The sequence below is a fragment of the Lederbergia sp. NSJ-179 genome, assembly GCF_022867885.1.
Lineage (GTDB): Bacteria > Bacillota > Bacilli > Bacillales > Bacillaceae_C > Lederbergia.
On sequence record NZ_JALIFP010000044.1, the window covers coordinates 16,251 to 32,318 of the forward strand.

Annotated in this window: 19 protein-coding genes and 2 pseudogenes; 12 read left to right on the top strand and 9 right to left on the bottom strand. The window is 36.8% G+C overall.

Annotation, left to right across the window (positions count from 1 at the left end):
• Window positions 1-59: 59 nt before the first annotated feature.
• Entirely contained in the window at window positions 60-1,868 is a 1,809-nt protein-coding gene (locus tag MUB24_RS20280; protein ID WP_244707345.1) for a helix-turn-helix transcriptional regulator, read from the bottom strand.
• Window positions 1,869-2,057: 189 nt separating this feature from the next.
• On the opposite strand from MUB24_RS20280, the gene MUB24_RS20285 reads away from it, so the two are divergent.
• From MUB24_RS20285 to MUB24_RS20310, 6 genes are all read left to right on the top strand, one after another.
• Window positions 2,058-2,633, top strand: coding sequence for a sensor domain-containing protein (locus tag MUB24_RS20285; protein WP_244707346.1), 576 nt, complete (start codon window positions 2,058-2,060; stop codon window positions 2,631-2,633).
• Between the two features lie 388 nt (window positions 2,634-3,021).
• Window positions 3,022-3,459 (top strand): RNA polymerase sigma factor, encoded by a 438-nt coding sequence (locus MUB24_RS20290; RefSeq protein ID WP_244707347.1) that lies wholly within the window; start codon window positions 3,022-3,024, stop codon window positions 3,457-3,459.
• Window positions 3,443-3,697: a helix-turn-helix domain-containing protein gene (locus MUB24_RS20295; protein WP_077604217.1), complete on the top strand. Its 255-nt coding sequence runs from the start codon at window positions 3,443-3,445 to the stop codon at window positions 3,695-3,697. The genes MUB24_RS20290 and MUB24_RS20295 overlap by 17 nt, the downstream gene beginning before the upstream one ends.
• A gap of 410 nt (window positions 3,698-4,107) precedes the next feature.
• Window positions 4,108-4,314: a DUF3173 domain-containing protein gene (locus tag MUB24_RS20300; protein ID WP_244707348.1), complete on the top strand. Its 207-nt coding sequence runs from the start codon at window positions 4,108-4,110 to the stop codon at window positions 4,312-4,314.
• Window positions 4,307-5,545: a tyrosine-type recombinase/integrase gene (locus MUB24_RS20305; RefSeq protein WP_244707349.1), complete on the top strand. Its 1,239-nt coding sequence runs from the start codon at window positions 4,307-4,309 to the stop codon at window positions 5,543-5,545. Before MUB24_RS20300 ends, MUB24_RS20305 begins: the two co-directional genes overlap by 8 nt.
• Before the next feature lie 422 nt (window positions 5,546-5,967).
• Window positions 5,968-6,471 (top strand): DinB family protein, encoded by a 504-nt coding sequence (locus MUB24_RS20310; RefSeq protein ID WP_244707350.1) that lies wholly within the window; start codon window positions 5,968-5,970, stop codon window positions 6,469-6,471.
• Here MUB24_RS20310 and MUB24_RS20315 read toward each other — a convergent pair.
• From MUB24_RS20315 to MUB24_RS20325, 3 genes are all read right to left on the bottom strand, one after another.
• Entirely contained in the window at window positions 6,464-6,598 is a 135-nt protein-coding gene (locus MUB24_RS20315; protein WP_244707351.1) for a helix-turn-helix domain-containing protein, read from the bottom strand. The genes MUB24_RS20310 and MUB24_RS20315 overlap by 8 nt on opposite strands.
• 101 nt (window positions 6,599-6,699) lie before the next feature.
• Window positions 6,700-7,023: a hypothetical protein gene (locus tag MUB24_RS20320; protein ID WP_244707352.1), complete on the bottom strand. Its 324-nt coding sequence runs from the start codon at window positions 7,021-7,023 to the stop codon at window positions 6,700-6,702.
• 268 nt (window positions 7,024-7,291) lie between these two features.
• Entirely contained in the window at window positions 7,292-8,731 is a 1,440-nt protein-coding gene (locus MUB24_RS20325; RefSeq protein ID WP_244707353.1) for a DHA2 family efflux MFS transporter permease subunit, read from the bottom strand.
• 210 nt (window positions 8,732-8,941) lie between these two features.
• Between MUB24_RS20325 and MUB24_RS20330 the strand changes: the two genes are divergently transcribed.
• The 5 genes from MUB24_RS20330 (at window position 8,942) to MUB24_RS23750 (ending at window position 12,064) form a co-directional block, all read left to right on the top strand.
• Entirely contained in the window at window positions 8,942-9,604 is a 663-nt protein-coding gene (locus tag MUB24_RS20330) for a TetR/AcrR family transcriptional regulator (RefSeq protein WP_244707354.1), read from the top strand.
• 563 nt (window positions 9,605-10,167) lie between these two features.
• On the top strand, window positions 10,168-10,629 hold the full coding sequence (locus MUB24_RS20335; RefSeq protein ID WP_244707355.1) for a hypothetical protein: 462 nt from the start codon (window positions 10,168-10,170) through the stop codon (window positions 10,627-10,629).
• Entirely contained in the window at window positions 10,614-11,441 is an 828-nt protein-coding gene (locus MUB24_RS20340; protein ID WP_244707356.1) for a hypothetical protein, read from the top strand. The genes MUB24_RS20335 and MUB24_RS20340 overlap by 16 nt, the downstream gene beginning before the upstream one ends.
• 24 nt (window positions 11,442-11,465) lie before the next feature.
• Window positions 11,466-11,699 carry a hypothetical protein gene (locus MUB24_RS20345; RefSeq protein ID WP_244707357.1) on the top strand — a complete coding sequence of 78 codons (234 nt, stop codon included), beginning with the start codon at window positions 11,466-11,468 and terminating at the stop codon, window positions 11,697-11,699.
• 272 nt (window positions 11,700-11,971) lie between these two features.
• Entirely contained in the window at window positions 11,972-12,064 is a 93-nt protein-coding gene (locus MUB24_RS23750; protein WP_396426793.1) for an S-layer homology domain-containing protein, read from the top strand.
• A 79-nt stretch (window positions 12,065-12,143) separates the two neighbouring features.
• On the opposite strand, the gene MUB24_RS20350 is transcribed toward MUB24_RS23750, so the two are convergent.
• From MUB24_RS20350 to MUB24_RS20370, 5 genes and pseudogenes are all read right to left on the bottom strand, one after another.
• Entirely contained in the window at window positions 12,144-13,784 is a 1,641-nt protein-coding gene (locus MUB24_RS20350; protein WP_244707358.1) for a hypothetical protein, read from the bottom strand.
• A pseudogene (locus tag MUB24_RS20355) lies at window positions 13,781-14,191 on the bottom strand (ATP-binding cassette domain-containing protein); the annotation flags it as partial. The pseudogene MUB24_RS20355 and the gene MUB24_RS20350, both read right to left, overlap by 4 nt.
• Window positions 14,192-14,369: 178 nt before the next feature.
• A pseudogene (locus MUB24_RS20360) lies at window positions 14,370-14,534 on the bottom strand (ABC transporter); the annotation flags it as partial.
• A gap of 109 nt (window positions 14,535-14,643) precedes the next feature.
• Window positions 14,644-14,967 (bottom strand): hypothetical protein, encoded by a 324-nt coding sequence (locus MUB24_RS20365; RefSeq protein WP_244707359.1) that lies wholly within the window; start codon window positions 14,965-14,967, stop codon window positions 14,644-14,646.
• A gap of 68 nt (window positions 14,968-15,035) precedes the next feature.
• Window positions 15,036-15,275: a hypothetical protein gene (locus tag MUB24_RS20370; protein ID WP_244707360.1), complete on the bottom strand. Its 240-nt coding sequence runs from the start codon at window positions 15,273-15,275 to the stop codon at window positions 15,036-15,038.
• 512 nt (window positions 15,276-15,787) lie between these two features.
• Between MUB24_RS20370 and MUB24_RS20375 the strand changes: the two genes are divergently transcribed.
• Window positions 15,788-16,068, top strand: a 281-nt coding sequence (locus MUB24_RS20375) for a hypothetical protein (protein ID WP_244707361.1), incomplete at its 3' end; no start/stop codon positions are given.

The following is a 16,068-nucleotide window of genomic DNA, read 5'->3' on the forward strand; positions in this document are numbered from 1 at the left end:
TCATCAATTAGGAATACCCAAGGTTATCCAAGGATATTCCTAATTTCCTATGTCTATCTTCATTTCGATATTAATCCTTCCCTCAAACATTTTTCTATCGCTTGGTCACGGTTGCTTACACCAAGTTTCGCGTACATTTCGGAAGCATAGTTCCTAACTGTACCTTCCGATAGAAAAAGTCTGGCAGCAATGGCTTTATAGCGCATACCTTTAGCTAAATAGTGAATAATTTCAATTTCGCGGGATGTTAGTCCATAATCATTTTTGTCATGTTCATCATCTGAAACATTTCGCTCCTTCAGTTCTTCAAACACCTGATTAGCAATTTCATGATAGATAATGGTATCTCCACGGAGAATGAAACGAAGGGTTTCAATGAGCTCCTTCGGTTGAATGGACTTAAGTAAATACCCATTTGCTCCTTTTTGTAGTGCCTCTACCGCTTGATCGATATTCTCAAAAGATGAAAGAATAACAACCTTGATCAGGGAATTCTTTTCCTTGATAGCCTCCATAGCTTCTATTCCGTTCATATTTGGCATATTCACATCCATGAGTACGATATCGGGTTGGGTGTGGCTGCATAATGCCAAGGCATCCTTTCCCGATTCAGCTATACCCACAATTTGCAGTTGACTGTGACTCTCCAAAGTTGTCTTCAAACCATCCAAAATGCCAGGTTGATCATCTACTAAGATTACCTTGATCGTTTCGGTATTAGTTTCGCTGTTTCGTGGAATGGTGCAGATAATCACTGTTTCTTCCATACTATCTGTATGTATGGATAAATTTCCTTGCAAGGCCTGCAATCTTTCTTTCATCGAACTTAAGCCAAAACCGAGCTCAATCTTTTTCTCCCGTTCCAATACACCATTGTCTTCAACTTGCAAGCGTAGCTCCAAGCTGTCGAAGTATAGAGATACTTTGATTTCACTTGCCCGCCCATGTCTAACAGCGTTCGTTAATGCTTCCTGAATGCAACGAATGATTGTTAATTTAACTTCCTTCGATAAGCTGTATTCATCTCCAAAACACCGAAACTTTACAGAGATATCCGTACTCTCCATAAATTTGTCAATTAACTGTTTTACATATTGAATAAGGGATAGATCCATTGTTGACGGTTCCAACTGATGTACAAGCTTTCGCATGTCTTTTAAACCGTCATGTGCCATGTTCAGTAAAACATTTAGTTTACGTCTAACCTTTTCATCCGTCAATGAAGAATGGATCGACTCCATCCCCATGATCATCGTTGTAAAGGTATGGCCGACTGTATCATGTAATTCCCGTGATAAACGATTCCGTTCCTCCAACAATGTGAGTTGCTCCACCTGGTGCACATATTGTTCAAGCACGCTGTTTTGCTTACGTATGATTAAGCCTTGCTTATGGTTGGTTACAAGTAGTTGAAAAGCATAGCCAAGTCCAAACGCTACACCATAGTTTGAAATGAAACGAAGAACGGTGTCGGTCAAAGGCTGATCTGTCACCATCCCGATGATAAAGGGAATGACAATAATGGTGAGAGATCCTGACCAAATATAGACTCTTTGGATGCTGTAAAAACCTATCACAAAGGCAATCGGAATAAACTGCCAGATTGAATCGGGAAGAAGGAAAGCCAAAATAATGCAATAACCACCGGAAATAATAATCTCCGTAAGGATGAAATATTTTCTGTAAAATTGTTGAATTAAAAACGGAACTGAAAAGACGATGAAAGGCAATCCAAACAGAATCCAAACTGGAAATGATAAAACATTATGAAATTCCCACAAGCCGATTAGGACAGAGAGTAACCAAATAGAGCGAACAGCAAATACCATCCAGTCATACCAGTACCACTTTTTGATCATGTCATACATAATAGAACCCCGCTTATTTAATGTTGTGACTATCACCATTTTACTACAAGACATGATGAATATCAGTCATGAAAACAAATGACAAAATGTCACTATGCCTCATGACGAGAAGTATGGATAATGAAATAAGTGCCAGATGTTAGGAATCTAATGCTTATTTCATTATTAAAAGAAAAGGTGGTTTTTTATATGGAATTACTTATCTCAAATGTTAAAAATTTTGTCTATTTGTTCCTCTGGTTTTTTATTGGCTTCTTATACTTCGCTTTTTATTTAATAAGCGTAATATTTTCCGTTGGAGTAAGTTTTACTGTTGTTGGTATCCCGATTTTAGCAGGGGTTTTTCGAACGATTCCTTTTTTGCTGGATTTGGATCGAAAGGCAGCAGAAAAATATGCGCACATCAAGATTCCTAGTTTAAAGTGGGAATCACAGGATAAAGTGACAAAGGAAGTTTCAGACAAAAGAAATTGGTTTGCTGTGGGGATCATGGTTTTTCCAAGATTTCTTCTAGGTTTCTTAACTTTTATTGTTGCTTTTGTCTGTTATTTACTGCCAATAGCGATGATTTTATCTCCTTATATGTATAGGTTGTTTGATATGACCATTATAATGATTGTGATTGATACATTACCACGTGCTATAGTAGCTTGCATAGCAGGGATCATTTTGTTGTTATTGTTACCCCGTTTGGCCGAAAAAATTGTAAAGTGGGCAGGGAGTTATACAGAGAATATATTGGAAACGATTCGAAGCTGGCGATAAGCGTTTGATGATCGTATGTAATATAGGAGGACAAGGCTTTACTATATGTAGTGAATTTATCAAATGGAGATTAAAAAAATCTAAACCTCCATTTCTCCCTTTAAAAAAGGATTTCATAAGGGGACATTAATTTTACTTTTTTTAAAGCTACGATATATCAAAAACATCTTGGATAATTATGAAATCATTATAGCAGTAATGTCACAACAAACAGCATCTAGTAAAAATATCAATTTTTAGGCCCAACTGGTTGATTATCAGTTGGGCCTTATATTTTTTTAAAAAATATGATCACTGATATTTTTGGCATTTTATAAAAAATCTTGTTGAAGGTTATGAAAGGGGAAATCATCACCCACCTTTGCGGTTGCGAAGGGGGAGGATATGCATGATAGAACCAGATCGTACCGAATGGCAAGTTCGCTGTGCATTTAATGCTTTTTGTAAACGTGTGTTGAAGAATGAAGCAATCAATATTTACAACGAGAGACGACAACAACAAGCAAAGGAGAAGACATTTTCTGACCTCACACCACAAGAGGAAAATCAACTCTTTACCTTAGATAAGCAATATGAAGGAGAAGAAGGACAAAGTTTTCAAGTGGCTGGAAAGAAAATCACTCCAAAATTACTTGCTGAAGCGATGCGTACCCTGCCAAAAGAAAAGCGTATCACTGTCCTACTATACTATTTTTTTCAACTGTCTGATGTGGAAATTGGTCAACTACTCGACATTCCACGTAGTACAGTTCAGTATAGGCGGACAAGCTCTTTTGAACGGTTGAAGCGATTTTTGGAGGAACATGCAGATGAATGGGATGATTAATTCTAATATTGAAAACAACGAGCGTGGTTTATTGCCGTACCCAATTATTTTAGCTGCAAATAAGGGTGAGCCAGAAGCAATGAAAGTAGTTGTTTTGCATTATGGAAGCTACATGACAAGCTTATCTATGCGTAAGCTCCGTGATGAACAAGGGAATACTTATTGGGGCATCGATGAAGATACACGCGAACACTTACGAGCGAAGCTTATGCAATCTGTTTTAGCTTTCAAGATTTGATGAAATAATGGTTAGGTTTTCCCTTTCATTAATCATAATTTGATCTTTGACAAAGAAAGCATGGAAGATAACGCCATGCAGTATAAATAAAAAATCAGATACGTTTTACTGATGATGAGCCACTTGATTCATACGCCACGACTTTCGTTAGAAACGAGCGATAATCTATGAATCTAATGCAATCGTGGTGGATTGCTGGCGATAACTCATTAGTTAGGATAATGATACTCCCCTACCGTCATGGTTCGAGCGTTCAAAGCGTCGCAAACTATGAGTAGGGCTGGAAGAAATACTTGCAGGGGTGAAATTCCCGTGGAGCTGCACCAACAGCCGTCTGATTTTTAAGTAGATTAGTGAATCGTTGTTTCTATTATGTATTCCTCTGTTGATGAAAAAGGAGGTATATATTAATGAAGGAACTGATTACAAAAGATGATTTAATTCAGATTGGGTACCCCAAATATACTTCCATACGAATTATTAGACAAGCCAAGCAAATGATGGTACAACAAGGGTATCCATTTTATAATAATAAACGCTTAGGGCGTGTACCAAAAATGACAGTCGAATCGATTCTAGGTTGTGAACTAGAATTGGAGGAAGACAGTCATGGCTAAAACCAAATATGCAGGGGTCTATATTGATAACAATGAACAATACTTTTATGAAACGGAGTTAGGAACGGATCGCATTACTGGAAAGCGACTTCGTAAAAAGGGACGTACAAATCAACAAGGAAAAAAGTTTACTTCTGCTTTACAAGCTTATAAAGAATTGGTACGGGTGAAAAATGAATACCATCAGGCAAATGGTTATGGAAATTATCACATGACATATGGTCAATTCATGGACACTGTGTACATTCCAGCTTATGAAACCGAGGTGGAAGAAAGTACTTTTTACGTTCGCAAACGAACTTTAGAAAGTATGAGAGATCGTTTTTCAAACATTGAGCTTCGTTCTTTAGCAGTAGAAGATGTCCAACGTTATCGAACCTGGTTACTTTCTGATAAAGGAGCTGGATATTCCCAAGCATATGCAAGTTTGGTATTTGGTATGTTTCGTAAAAGTCTGGATATGGCAGTTGATATGCAATATCTAGAAGTGAACGTGTCTAAAAAGGTGAAGGCTATCCCTAAAGGAAAAGCGGTTGTCCCATATTGGACAAAGAAAGAATTTGAAAAAGTTATCTCAGTTATTTGTCTGGATGACTTTTATGAACATTTATGTTTTGTGATGTTGTGGACGTATTTCATGACGGGGATACGGGTTAGTGAAGGAACGGCCTTATGGTGGGATGATATAGATTTTAAAAACAAACGGCTTCGCGTTCATCACTCACTGTATTTAATAAATAAAAGCAATTGGAAACGAAAAGATTATACAAAAACAGAGGATGGTAAACGGATCATCTCTTTGGATGAGGATACGATACAAGTGTTGCAAGAATGGAAACAGCGACAATCAAAAATAGGGATTGACGATTTCGTTTTTAGTTATGATGGAACGCCAATGATTAAATCGACGCTTGCTAGAATTATTCAACGCTATGCAAAACTTGCAAATGTTCATCGTATTCAAGCTAAAGGGCTTCGACATTCGCATGCATCTTATCTCATTAATGAATTTAACGTTTCTGTTTTGATTTTGTCAAAGCGTATGGGACATTCCAGCCCAGAAATTACGTTAAAGCATTATTCACATATGTGGTCAGGTGTAGATGAACTCATTGCGGAAGAGATGACAGGTAACATTAATATACGAACAGCGGAAAAGTCAGGTCTATCATTTAATGGTAATCAAGCAGTAAAAAATAAGTTCCGCCAGAATCCCGCCAAAACAATTTGAAGGTGCGATAAACGTTGGTGTAACAGCGTTTTTACGTCACCTGCACACTTGGAGTGGGAATAAAAGGCTAACTTGATTTGAAGAGAGAACGCCTATTTGACAGTGTTTAACCTAGCCTTAAATGTAAAAAATGATTAAAAATAATATGGTTTCCTACCAAAAACCCTACCAACTTAATTTTTTGGTAGGGAATTTTGTTTTTTTATTGAATTTTGGCAGGGATTATTTTTTTGTTATTCCGGATTGTCGTCTGGAATTAATTTTGTATGTTAAAATGGTATTAAAAGATTAATTCAAAATACTTTTAATTACACAAACGGGTCATTTTGCTGGAGTTTACTCACAATGAAATGAATTCTGTCTCTGTTGGTGTATAGTAAAAAGAATAATTTTTCTTTATATGTCTAAGGGGGTGGATAGCTATGGAAAAGCTAGAATATGAATGGGTAAAACAAACACGTCAGATTTTATTAGACCAGTGTAGAGAATTGAATGAAGATGACTTTACTAAAGAGTTTGAATTTGGTTTTCAGAGTATTAGAGATTCTTTAGTTCATGTGGCAGGTTGCTATCATGCTTGGCTAGGTTCTTTTGTACTTTCAGAAACATCGTCACCATTATTTACGAAGGAAGTAATTAATAATATGCAGTTAGATGATATTCAACGCTATTTTCAACAAGCTGATATATATGTTGAGAGCGTATTTGAACAATTCACAAACAAATTTGATGAGTTTATCGAAAAAGAGCCTTCTTGGAAAGCAGGCAGTGGGATTGTAAGAAAAACGCCACGCCAATTACTAATCCATTCAATTACTCATGAATCGCATCATAAAGGGCAAATTGTAACTATGCTACGTCTACTTGGCCATATACCCAAAAATACAGACATATTGGGGTTGCCTGAAAAGGAATTTGCTAAATAATAAATAAGTCTTCCGCAAAGAGGATACACATACCAGTATAATGTTCTAAAACTCGTCCCATTGCTTCTGTATCACCCATTGCTGCCATTAAGATCACTAAATAAGGAAGTAAGGTAGATTCACTCATTTTCATGCTCCTTTAAATTTTTATTTATCTTTTCTAATGCCTTCTGTTTGTGGTAATAAACGCTTGCCCTGGCTATCCCTAATTCGTTGGCAATTTCAGTATCACTCATTTCTAAGAAAAAAGAAGCATAATACAATAAGTTGATTACGCTCCGGTAAAGACTGAATAGCATTCGCAATCAAAAAATCTTTTACTTTGATGGCATATCCATTCAAGTAAAAATAATAGACATCGGTTTCATAGGTTTCATACATGCTAAATTGATTGAGTATATCTTGACTTAAAGCAGATAAGATAATCAGAGTTTTATTTTGCTTGTTTATTTCACGATAAATATCTCTCGCAGCATTTTTTAAAACCGTCTTACAGAATGAATCAAATTGACGTCGGATTACAATTTGTGGCACATGTTCGTTTGTTACCATTTTTATCACCTTTCTGTCTGATAAGGTTCTTGACCTTTTACACGACTAACACGATAGGAGAGTGCATTTTGAAAGGAAAAAATACAAAAAAGACCAAAAAACTCTATGAGTTATTTGGTCAAGGTAAAAATATAATGAAACAAGTTATAAATATGGAATTCTATTAGAAAAATATCTGATAAAAATGACCTAGATCTTCAATTTAATATTAACAAAATTTCTTTATTATTGTTAATGGGAGTATTCATTTAGCACTCTCTAAACATATTTAACTTTCATTAACCGCTACCTTATTTTCCTCTATGTCTTCTTTATTTGTTTTCGACGATTTAATAAAGAATGACATTACTAATGCAGAGAGTGCTAAAATTCCGGCGACCGTAAAAGCAACCGAGACACCATGAATCATTGGGTATGATAGTTTTTGTTGGACAGCGGACGCTGTACTGTTCGTCATAATTGTAATTAGCAGGGCCGTTCCAATGGAAGAACCTACTTGCATTAACGTGTTATTCATGGCAGTGCCATGCGAAATCAAATGGTTTGGCAGTTGGTTTAATCCTGCTGTCATAACGGGCATCATCACCAGAGATATCCCAAACATCCTTATCGTATAGATGACCATCATATACATGTACGGTGTTGAATCTGTTATATTACTAAACAGGAACGTCATAATCGTGATAATGACCAAACCGATAATGGTCAGCGGTCGTGCACCAATCTTATCAAAAATCTTACCGGTAATCGGTGACATAATCCCCATAACAATTGCACCAGGTAACAGCAGCAATCCGGACTCGATCGGTGTATAGCCACGTGCTGTTTGGACATAAAGCGGCAGGAGAAGTTCAACTCCTATCATAGATACCATGACTATCATGCCGATTAAAACAGTCAGTGAGTAAATCTTATTCTTCAGCACCCTAAACTCAAGCATTGGTTTTTCAGTTGTCAATTGTCGCCAAATAAACATACTCAAAGCAGTAATACCGACAATTAACGTAATAATCACTTCAAAACTGTTCCAGCCATTACTTCCAGCGTTGCTGAAACCATATAACAATCCTCCAAATCCTAGAGATGACAAAATAATGGACACGATATCGATTTTGGGATGTGTCAATTTGGTAACATTTTTAAGCGTAAAAAACGAAATTACTATGACAAGTATGACGATGGGCAAATTCATATAAAATAGTATCCGCCACGAAAAAGTATCAACAATCCAACCGGAAAGCGTCGGCCCTATTGCTGGAGAGAAAGCAAGCACCAATCCTACCATCCCCATTGCTGTACCGCGTTGATTTACAGGGAAAATCAGCAATAGGATAGTTTGTATCAAGGGAAGCATAATTCCCTCGCCCGCTGCCTGTACGATGCGTGCTGTTAATAAAACTGGAAAGTTGGGTGCAATTGCAGCCAGTAAATTTCCCATACCGAATAAGCACATAGATGTAATAAATAACTTTCTTGTCGAGAACCTTTCCATTAAAAAAGCAGATATAGGAATCAACATACCGATTACTAGCATAAAACCAGTCGTTAACCATTGCGCAGTATTTGCAGAGATGGACAGGTCTTTCATAATTTGTGGTAAAGCGGTATTCAGCAGTGTCGCACTCAAAGTGACAATAAAAGCGCCCGCAAGAATGGTTGCAACAAGGATTAACCGACTAAAATTTGTTTGAGATTTTTTATTTTCCATATTTATTTTCCACTCCTTTTTTCTAAATCAAAGTTTTTCAGACATGAAATCGTCCTTCTTGTAATAATTCTTCTTTCTTTATAAACTAACACTGTTAGGTTAAGCCTCTAAGTTAATAAAATATCACAAAAATACAATAATGTAAACTATAAACTTACACTGTTAGGTAATGATTTGTTATAATAGAGAAAGAAAGGTCTGGTGGTTATTATGTCTCACAGAAAAGGTACATTAACAGAGGAAAAAATTATTGAAGCAACATGGAAAGTGTTAGGAGAAGTCGGTATTGAAAAATTTGGTATGCGAAAACTTGCAGATGAGCTTCATATCAAAGCTGCTTCTCTTTATTGGCACTTTCAAAGTAAGCAAAGTATTTTTCAAACACTCACTAATGAAGTTGCAAAAGATACATTATTAAATTTGGAAAGAAAAGAAAAGTGGGACGATCAATTATTAGAAATCGGAAAAGCATTTCGCAATAGTTTGCAAAAATATCCTTGTTCTGCAAAAGTCATTATGAAATCACTTCCAAACGAATTACAATATTTAAAACTATTAAATATAATTTTAGAAACAATTGATTTTATGCCAATAACTGATGAACAAAAACTTGCAAATGTGATGTGTTTATTGAACTATATTATTTCATACGAAGATGATGCCTATGAGCAAAAACAAAATGAAGAAACCTTAAAAGAAGGCGAATATGTCTATGATTTATTTGATAAAGCTGTACAACAATTACCCGATGAAGATAGTTATTTCATCAAAAAAATTTACAAAGCATCTAGACAAAAAATGCAATCGGATAAGATATTTGAATATGGCCTAACAATTATCATTGATGGAATGAAAGCCCGTTTAACAGTATAAGTCTTGTGGAAAATTCATATAGTTTAAGGATGATATACGCCGATGGACATAGAGAACAATTTAAAATTTTAAGTTAGCAAGACATCAGTTATAAGAAAATAGCAGATTCTAGCGATTATCTCATGATATGATTGGAGATAACTTGTAGAGGTAAAAACTAAAATTCTATACTTATTATATAATTGCGATTGGTTTTCCATCGACGATGAATCATATAGTTTAAATAAACTAAATCATCCATATCAAGCGCTATAGAGACAAGGGTTTTTAAAGTTAATCAATATTTGAGTATTTTCCCATTTTTTCTGGAAATTAGCAGGAATTTTTCTCCAAAAAAAGAACCTCCTAAGTAATAAAATAAGGAACAATAACTTAGGAGGTGAGAACCACTGTGAACAGACAGTGGCTCAGACAACTGATCAGTTGTACTTCTAAGATATACGGTTTGAAGCAATTGGTCAAGTTGTATGAGGATTCGAGAATACGTCCGCAAATTGAATCTGCAACCATTGGAGCATGCATGCTTTTTGGCTATCTGTTTCGCATGCCAAGCTTGGAAAGGCTTGAACACTGGATTCGAAACGGGACATTTAAAAAGGCTGTTAAAAGGAAAACGTCTGCCAAGCGTCGATACCATTCGTGAATCCCTCAAAGGGGCCGACCTGGACCAACTTGAATGGATGAACGAGCAGGTTGTACAGAAGGCGCGGAGAAATAAAGTGTTTCGCGGAGGCACGATAGATGGCTGGGTTGTTTCAGCCATTGACGGGGTGGAACTGTTTGAAAGTGTTAAAAAAGGCGGCAAGGACGCTCTTACCCGCGTGATAGACGGTGTCATCCATTACTATTATCGTTTTGTGGGCTGTATGACCATCGGGAAAGAGCCTCGGATTGTATGGGGAATGGAGCCATTGAGAGCCAAAAAAGGCGACAGCTCCCAAAAGGATGAAGGAGAAATCACGGCTGCCAAACGGCTGGTTGAACAATTATATAGACGCTGGCTGAAGCAATGGAAATTAAACTAGATAAGACTGAAAACTTATCGAATGGTGATAAAATTGAAATCATTGCAAACGTTGATGGGGAAAAAACTAAAAAAATTAAATCGGGTAAAATAACAATCGAAGTAAAAAATTTAGATGAACCAAAATGGTTAACTAATGAAGAAGTTGAAAAAAAATTAGTTGTGAACTTCAATGGGGTAAGTGGAAGAGGAGAAGTTCAAATAGATAATGTTTTAGATAGTCCGTTGGATCAAGTCAAATTTACTGTTGAAAATGATGGTGAATTGAAAAACGGTGATAAAGTAAAAGTAACTTTATCTAAAGATGAAGAAGAACAATTATTACAAGAAGGTTATTTGCTAGAAAAAGATTTTGCTCCAACTTTTGAAGTAAAGGGATTAAGTATTGTTGCTGAAAAAGCAACCGATATTTCTAATCTGGATGATATTAAAAGAATGATAGATGAAGAAGTTAAAAGAGAATATAAAGACTTAAGCCCTGATAAAGGTTGGGGGTATAAATATGAAATAAAAGAAGAAAAATTTATGTATCGTCAATTTGAAAATGAAAGTGAAAAATCGGATTCTTTGGGTGCAAGTAACAATGGAAATCTCATCAAGATTTTCTCTGTAAAGCAATTTTCTGGAGGTTCTGAAACAAAATTAAAGGATAGCTTTACAGCAATCATAGGGTATTCTGACATAATTTTGGATGAAGATAATAAAGTAAATTTAGCTGAAATGAAGGAAATTAAAGATACAAAAGATGATACGTATTCGTTAGAATCAGTTATTAAGATGTATGAAGCTTATGGCTATACAGAAGTTAAATAGACATTCAGATAAGGAGGATAATAGATGAGTAAAGAAGTGACTAATGAGCAGATTTTGCAAGCTATTACTGAATTATCAAAAGAAGTAATAGATGTAAAACAAGAAGTAATAGATGTAAAACAAGAAGTAAGAGATGTAAAACAAGAGGTAAAGAAAAATGCTGATAAAATCGACAAGTTGGATGCTAAAGTAACTGTATTATCAGAGGGATTACTAGACACTCAAGCAGAAGTGAAAATTCTTAAAAATGCAAAATGATAATTGTAATGAAAAGCAATGTTAATAATTAAATATTTTACTCAACTTTCGCAGTGACAAAACATTGATTAACCCTTGATATAACTCCAGATTAAGCCCCACGCTATGCGTGGGAGAACAGAAACGGAAGTACCTTTACGTATGATAAAAAAGTCCTCCTCTGCTATAATGACAAAGGTTTCGCAAGCCAATGTCGGGCAGAGGAGGACATCCATATTGGATAAATCAAGTTTATCACATACAAAGCAGTGGCTGTTCTGACTTGACAAGGGATTTTAAACGGTTACCCAGACAACAGTTTCCAGCCGCAAAAAGCAGCAACTCGTGCGGAGGCAGCAGTGATTCTCTCACGCTTGCTGCATTAAGCTTCATCTAATACTGAAGGCCGGGGATTCTTTAAGATCCTCGGCCTTTGTATATAGTCTACCGCGAATACAGTCAGATTTAGCAGCGGGTGTGAAGAGCGCCAGCGATGTAATTGTAGCGCTTCTCCAATGTTTCCAACGCGCCAGGATCACTGGAACGTAACGCTTCGTGGACTTCTTCAGCAGGAGGCACTGTTCCGGCAGTGAAAACACGGGCAATAATTTCATGGAATGTTGTGCTTGATATCACGCTCGCTATGCCTCCAACGACGGCCACAAAGCCTGTAAACACTAATACTACGACTTGCTCGACCGGCAAGCTTGAAGTTGTGTCCCATAACAGGGTGGCGGTTTTTATAGCAACGCCTGTAATAGTGGGAAACATAAACGTATAGGCAATCCAGCCAACCGTGTCCACGGCCCACGTCGTACGTATCAACCACTGTGAGCGCTTCAGCAAGCTTACCCCACATATCACATTAAGGCTGAATGCTGCCGTCAATATCAGCAAGCAGGGCAGCATCCACCATGGTGAAGCACCGAAGACCATTATCCATGCGATAATAGCCGCTGCGCTTCCCGTCGCAAATAAGATGGCAAAGATCAATTGGAACGCTAATTTTACGGTTGTTGTTGTTCGGTTATGATTCTCCGGTTGAGCCCATTCCGGCTCTGCAGGCCCAAGAGCAGGTCCATCTCCGCCCGCAGCAGGGCGTCGCAAATATTCAATTTCTGAGGCAAAGGTCTGGCCGACAATTTTACGCTCCAGCAGGATATATCTTGGGTCATCCGGTTGATCAGGGTCAAACCATATTTCGAATTCATTGCCAATGACCGGCGCCCATTTCGGATAGTCTACGTAATGAAACTTAATCGTACGCGTCTCATCTGCTGCCTCGTATTCAACGCATAGATTAAAGATCGGCTGCTGATCTAGCCAACTTTTCGCAAACTTTACTTTCGTCACTTTGCCGACGACGTGTTTTCCGTGGGCCAGCACATCACTTGCAATTTGTTCCTGTTTCATTTCGTCGCGCCAACCTGCAATTGTCTTCTTAGTCATACGAACTGCTGCCGATGCGAGCAAGCCGACCAATCCAGCCAAACCCGCGCCAAATGGCATTAACAGGCTGCTTTCATACGCAAGACCGGAGCTTATAGCAGCCTGTACAAACGCCACTGCCGTGCCTAACACGATGCCAAGCGAAGCTCCGCCGCATGCTATGGCTGAAGTGAGATGTGCGAGGGATTCCGATGGCTTGGAGTGTCGTCCTGATACCGTATTTATCCCGGCACGTCCATAGCCTAAAGTCCGGATCAATGGAGTTTTTACGGAATCACCAGATATCCTCAACAAGAATAACGCAACTGCAATAAACAGAAGCAAAGCCCAGCCTGCTGTAGGAACTATTTCCATAATCCATGAAGGCAGCAGCGCCAGAACCCACGCGGCACAGAACCATGTGAAGACTCCGATGACTGCGACCCATCGAACCAGTAAGGCGCCAATTCTAGAAATTAAGACAGAGCGATACTTACGCCGGATTTGTGGAGCCCAGGGAAGGGGATACGATTTTCCTGTTGCTTGTGATAACGAGAAGGCCATACCGACACCTCCTATTTTTGCATTCTGGGTAGTGTAGGTTTGTTTAGTATAGGCTAATGTTTTTGTCAACAGCAATAGTTCATTGGTCCATTTTTCATGATGAAAAAGATTCATCTGAACTCATCTTCTAATTCTTCAGAAGGCTCAATATTTAAACGACTGAGTACATCTGAAATTCTAGTTTCCAATAAGAGTTTTTTATCTCTTTTTATATTTTTCTATTGACTTTTTTTGGGTTGTTCAAGCTTAAATTGTTGATAGGTTCCTTCGAATACATTTATCTTTTTATTTTTAATTTCCATGATGCGATCAGCGATCTTTTCAATAAAATATCGATCGTGAGATACTACAAGAATAGTTCCCTTATAGCTATTTAAAAGCTCCTCTAATGCTTGCACAGACTCAATATCAAGATGATTCGTTGGTTCATCTAAAATCAAAAAATTTACGTTACTCACAAATAGTTTTGCCAAAGCTACTTTCACACGTTCACCGCCACTTAGTACCTTCACTTGTTTATATCCTAGATTCCCGGATTGTATAACGAGAACCATCAAAACCCTTGAAAATAAAGGACTTTACCTCGTTATAATATTAATAATATATAACATGGTATTATGAAGGGAAATCATTATAAACGCTGTGAATAAAGGCTTTCACCAAAAATCCTCGTTATAAATTCCGGGAACGCAGGTTATATACATCATCCCGAAAAAATTGTAAGCGAGCTAGGATGATTCTAATCAATGTTTCGGATTGATTAGATGTAGAAGATACATTTTCTAAAATCGTTTGGTTTTCATTCAATACGTCTAGATTTTGACTAAAATAACCTATTTTAACCGCTGGTGAAATCGTAATACCATTAGCTTTGTTTTTCCACTACCAATGTCGCCGATAAAGACAATTGAAGGCAACACAAATAAAATAGAGTTCATCTAACTAATTGCAACCATTTTGCAACCAATCCATATTATTCCTTATTTGTTTTTCCTTCAATGGCGTCGCTCCATTTTTTATCTACATATGCTTTAAATTCTTTTTTCAAATTTATTTTCTCTAAAAATTGGTCTTCAAGCGAAGGAGAAACTTTTTTAAAATCTCTCCATTCATCTTCACGTTCAACTTGCTCTAGGAAATTCAAAAAATTTCTTTTGAAAAAAAAGTTACGTGTAGGATAATGTTCTCTACGACCAAACGTGGGGAGTTCAATATTTCCTTCATTTTGAAGTTGTTGTAGCACTTCAAAGTACGCAGCAGCCAATGCTTCATACACATTGTTTGCGTCTGCAAACATTAATTTCTAAATCTTTGGCCCCTAATTTTTCTTTATCAAAGAATCTTTCTAATTTAATACTTACTTGATTACTTCTCATGTTTGTTCACGCTCGCTTTCTGTACGTGATAATTTAAGCCTACTTCTTTCCGTAATTCACTTCCGTTTTTCCTTGTATAAGGCATTCGGTCAGCGTCCTCTTCGGAAAGAGCTCCAAGATTTTGGATCACGATGCTTTGGTTTGCCATCTTTATCACGATAGGAAGTAACGATTTTATAATAATTATAGGTTTTTCGGCTTCTGCGTACTGTATTTTTTTCAGGAACATGGTAGCCCTCCTGTGGATAAAATTGGGACTACAATAATTATACAATAAAATCCATTAATATTAATGTATTTACACATATTTTCCATAACTACTTTTGTCACTACTAAAATTCAACTAATGCTTCAAACCCTTGGTAATAAAGGAACTGGAAATTTATGTCGCCAAACTCGGGATATAAAGAAGAGCTTTTGGTTGAACGACCTATCTAAGTTTGTCAAATGCATTGAAACAATTCACGTGTGAAAAAGTCCTAGGGCTTGCTAGAATGCTCAATATTTGAACCAAAAAATGGTTTTTGCTTTGTCAGAACGAGGGGCTTCGCATCAAACTGTTTTTATGCTCAAACTTCCTCGTTGTTGGATGTCAAAAATATTTGTTTTATAATTATATGAAGATCTGGAAATCTTTTTTTAAATGCTATCACTTAAATTTGAGAAAACTTCCTCTTTATAGTTTGAAAACCCATAATACCTGGGAAAATTATGAAATTAGCTTAGCAAGGAAAAAATACAATGTTGAAATATTTTATGTCCTTTACATTTACTTTTACAATTTGTCTTTTTTTAATAGGCTGTACTGGTACGGAATCCAATCAAAAGAATGAATATGTTACGAATCAAAAAGAAGTAGAAGTATTTGATGAGGAACATCTTATTATTGAAGAAAATACGGATGAAGAGATAGGGTTCGTGCCAGATACAGCGACGACCTTTAATGCAAAGGACTCTTATGAACAAAAAGTAATGATAGATGGAGAAGAAACAGTTTATTATAAAATACCAAATAAAGAACG

Excerpts from the sequence above, each read along its gene's own strand:
- MUB24_RS20300 (WP_244707348.1), top strand. The coding sequence starts at position 4,108 with ATGAAGGAACTGATTACAAAAGATGATTTAATTCAGATTGGGTACCCC.
- MUB24_RS20290 (WP_244707347.1), top strand. The coding sequence starts at position 3,022 with ATGATAGAACCAGATCGTACCGAATGGCAAGTTCGCTGTGCATTTAAT.
- MUB24_RS20280 (WP_244707345.1), bottom strand. The coding sequence starts at position 1,868 with ATGTATGACATGATCAAAAAGTGGTACTGGTATGACTGGATGGTATTT.
- MUB24_RS20345 (WP_244707357.1), top strand. The coding sequence starts at position 11,466 with ATGAGTAAAGAAGTGACTAATGAGCAGATTTTGCAAGCTATTACTGAA.
- MUB24_RS20305 (WP_244707349.1), top strand. The coding sequence starts at position 4,307 with ATGGCTAAAACCAAATATGCAGGGGTCTATATTGATAACAATGAACAA.
- MUB24_RS20330 (WP_244707354.1), top strand. The coding sequence starts at position 8,942 with ATGTCTCACAGAAAAGGTACATTAACAGAGGAAAAAATTATTGAAGCA.
- MUB24_RS20340 (WP_244707356.1), top strand. The coding sequence starts at position 10,614 with ATGGAAATTAAACTAGATAAGACTGAAAACTTATCGAATGGTGATAAA.
- MUB24_RS20315 (WP_244707351.1), bottom strand. The coding sequence starts at position 6,598 with ATGAGTGAATCTACCTTACTTCCTTATTTAGTGATCTTAATGGCAGCA.
- MUB24_RS20370 (WP_244707360.1), bottom strand. The coding sequence starts at position 15,275 with ATGTTCCTGAAAAAAATACAGTACGCAGAAGCCGAAAAACCTATAATT.
- MUB24_RS20350 (WP_244707358.1), bottom strand. The coding sequence starts at position 13,784 with ATGAATCTTTTTCATCATGAAAAATGGACCAATGAACTATTGCTGTTG.
- MUB24_RS20365 (WP_244707359.1), bottom strand. The coding sequence starts at position 14,967 with ATGTTTGCAGACGCAAACAATGTGTATGAAGCATTGGCTGCTGCGTAC.
- MUB24_RS20320 (WP_244707352.1), bottom strand. The coding sequence starts at position 7,023 with ATGGTAACAAACGAACATGTGCCACAAATTGTAATCCGACGTCAATTT.
- MUB24_RS20285 (WP_244707346.1), top strand. The coding sequence starts at position 2,058 with ATGGAATTACTTATCTCAAATGTTAAAAATTTTGTCTATTTGTTCCTC.
- MUB24_RS20325 (WP_244707353.1), bottom strand. The coding sequence starts at position 8,731 with ATGGAAAATAAAAAATCTCAAACAAATTTTAGTCGGTTAATCCTTGTT.
- MUB24_RS20310 (WP_244707350.1), top strand. The coding sequence starts at position 5,968 with ATGGAAAAGCTAGAATATGAATGGGTAAAACAAACACGTCAGATTTTA.
- MUB24_RS20295 (WP_077604217.1), top strand. The coding sequence starts at position 3,443 with ATGAATGGGATGATTAATTCTAATATTGAAAACAACGAGCGTGGTTTA.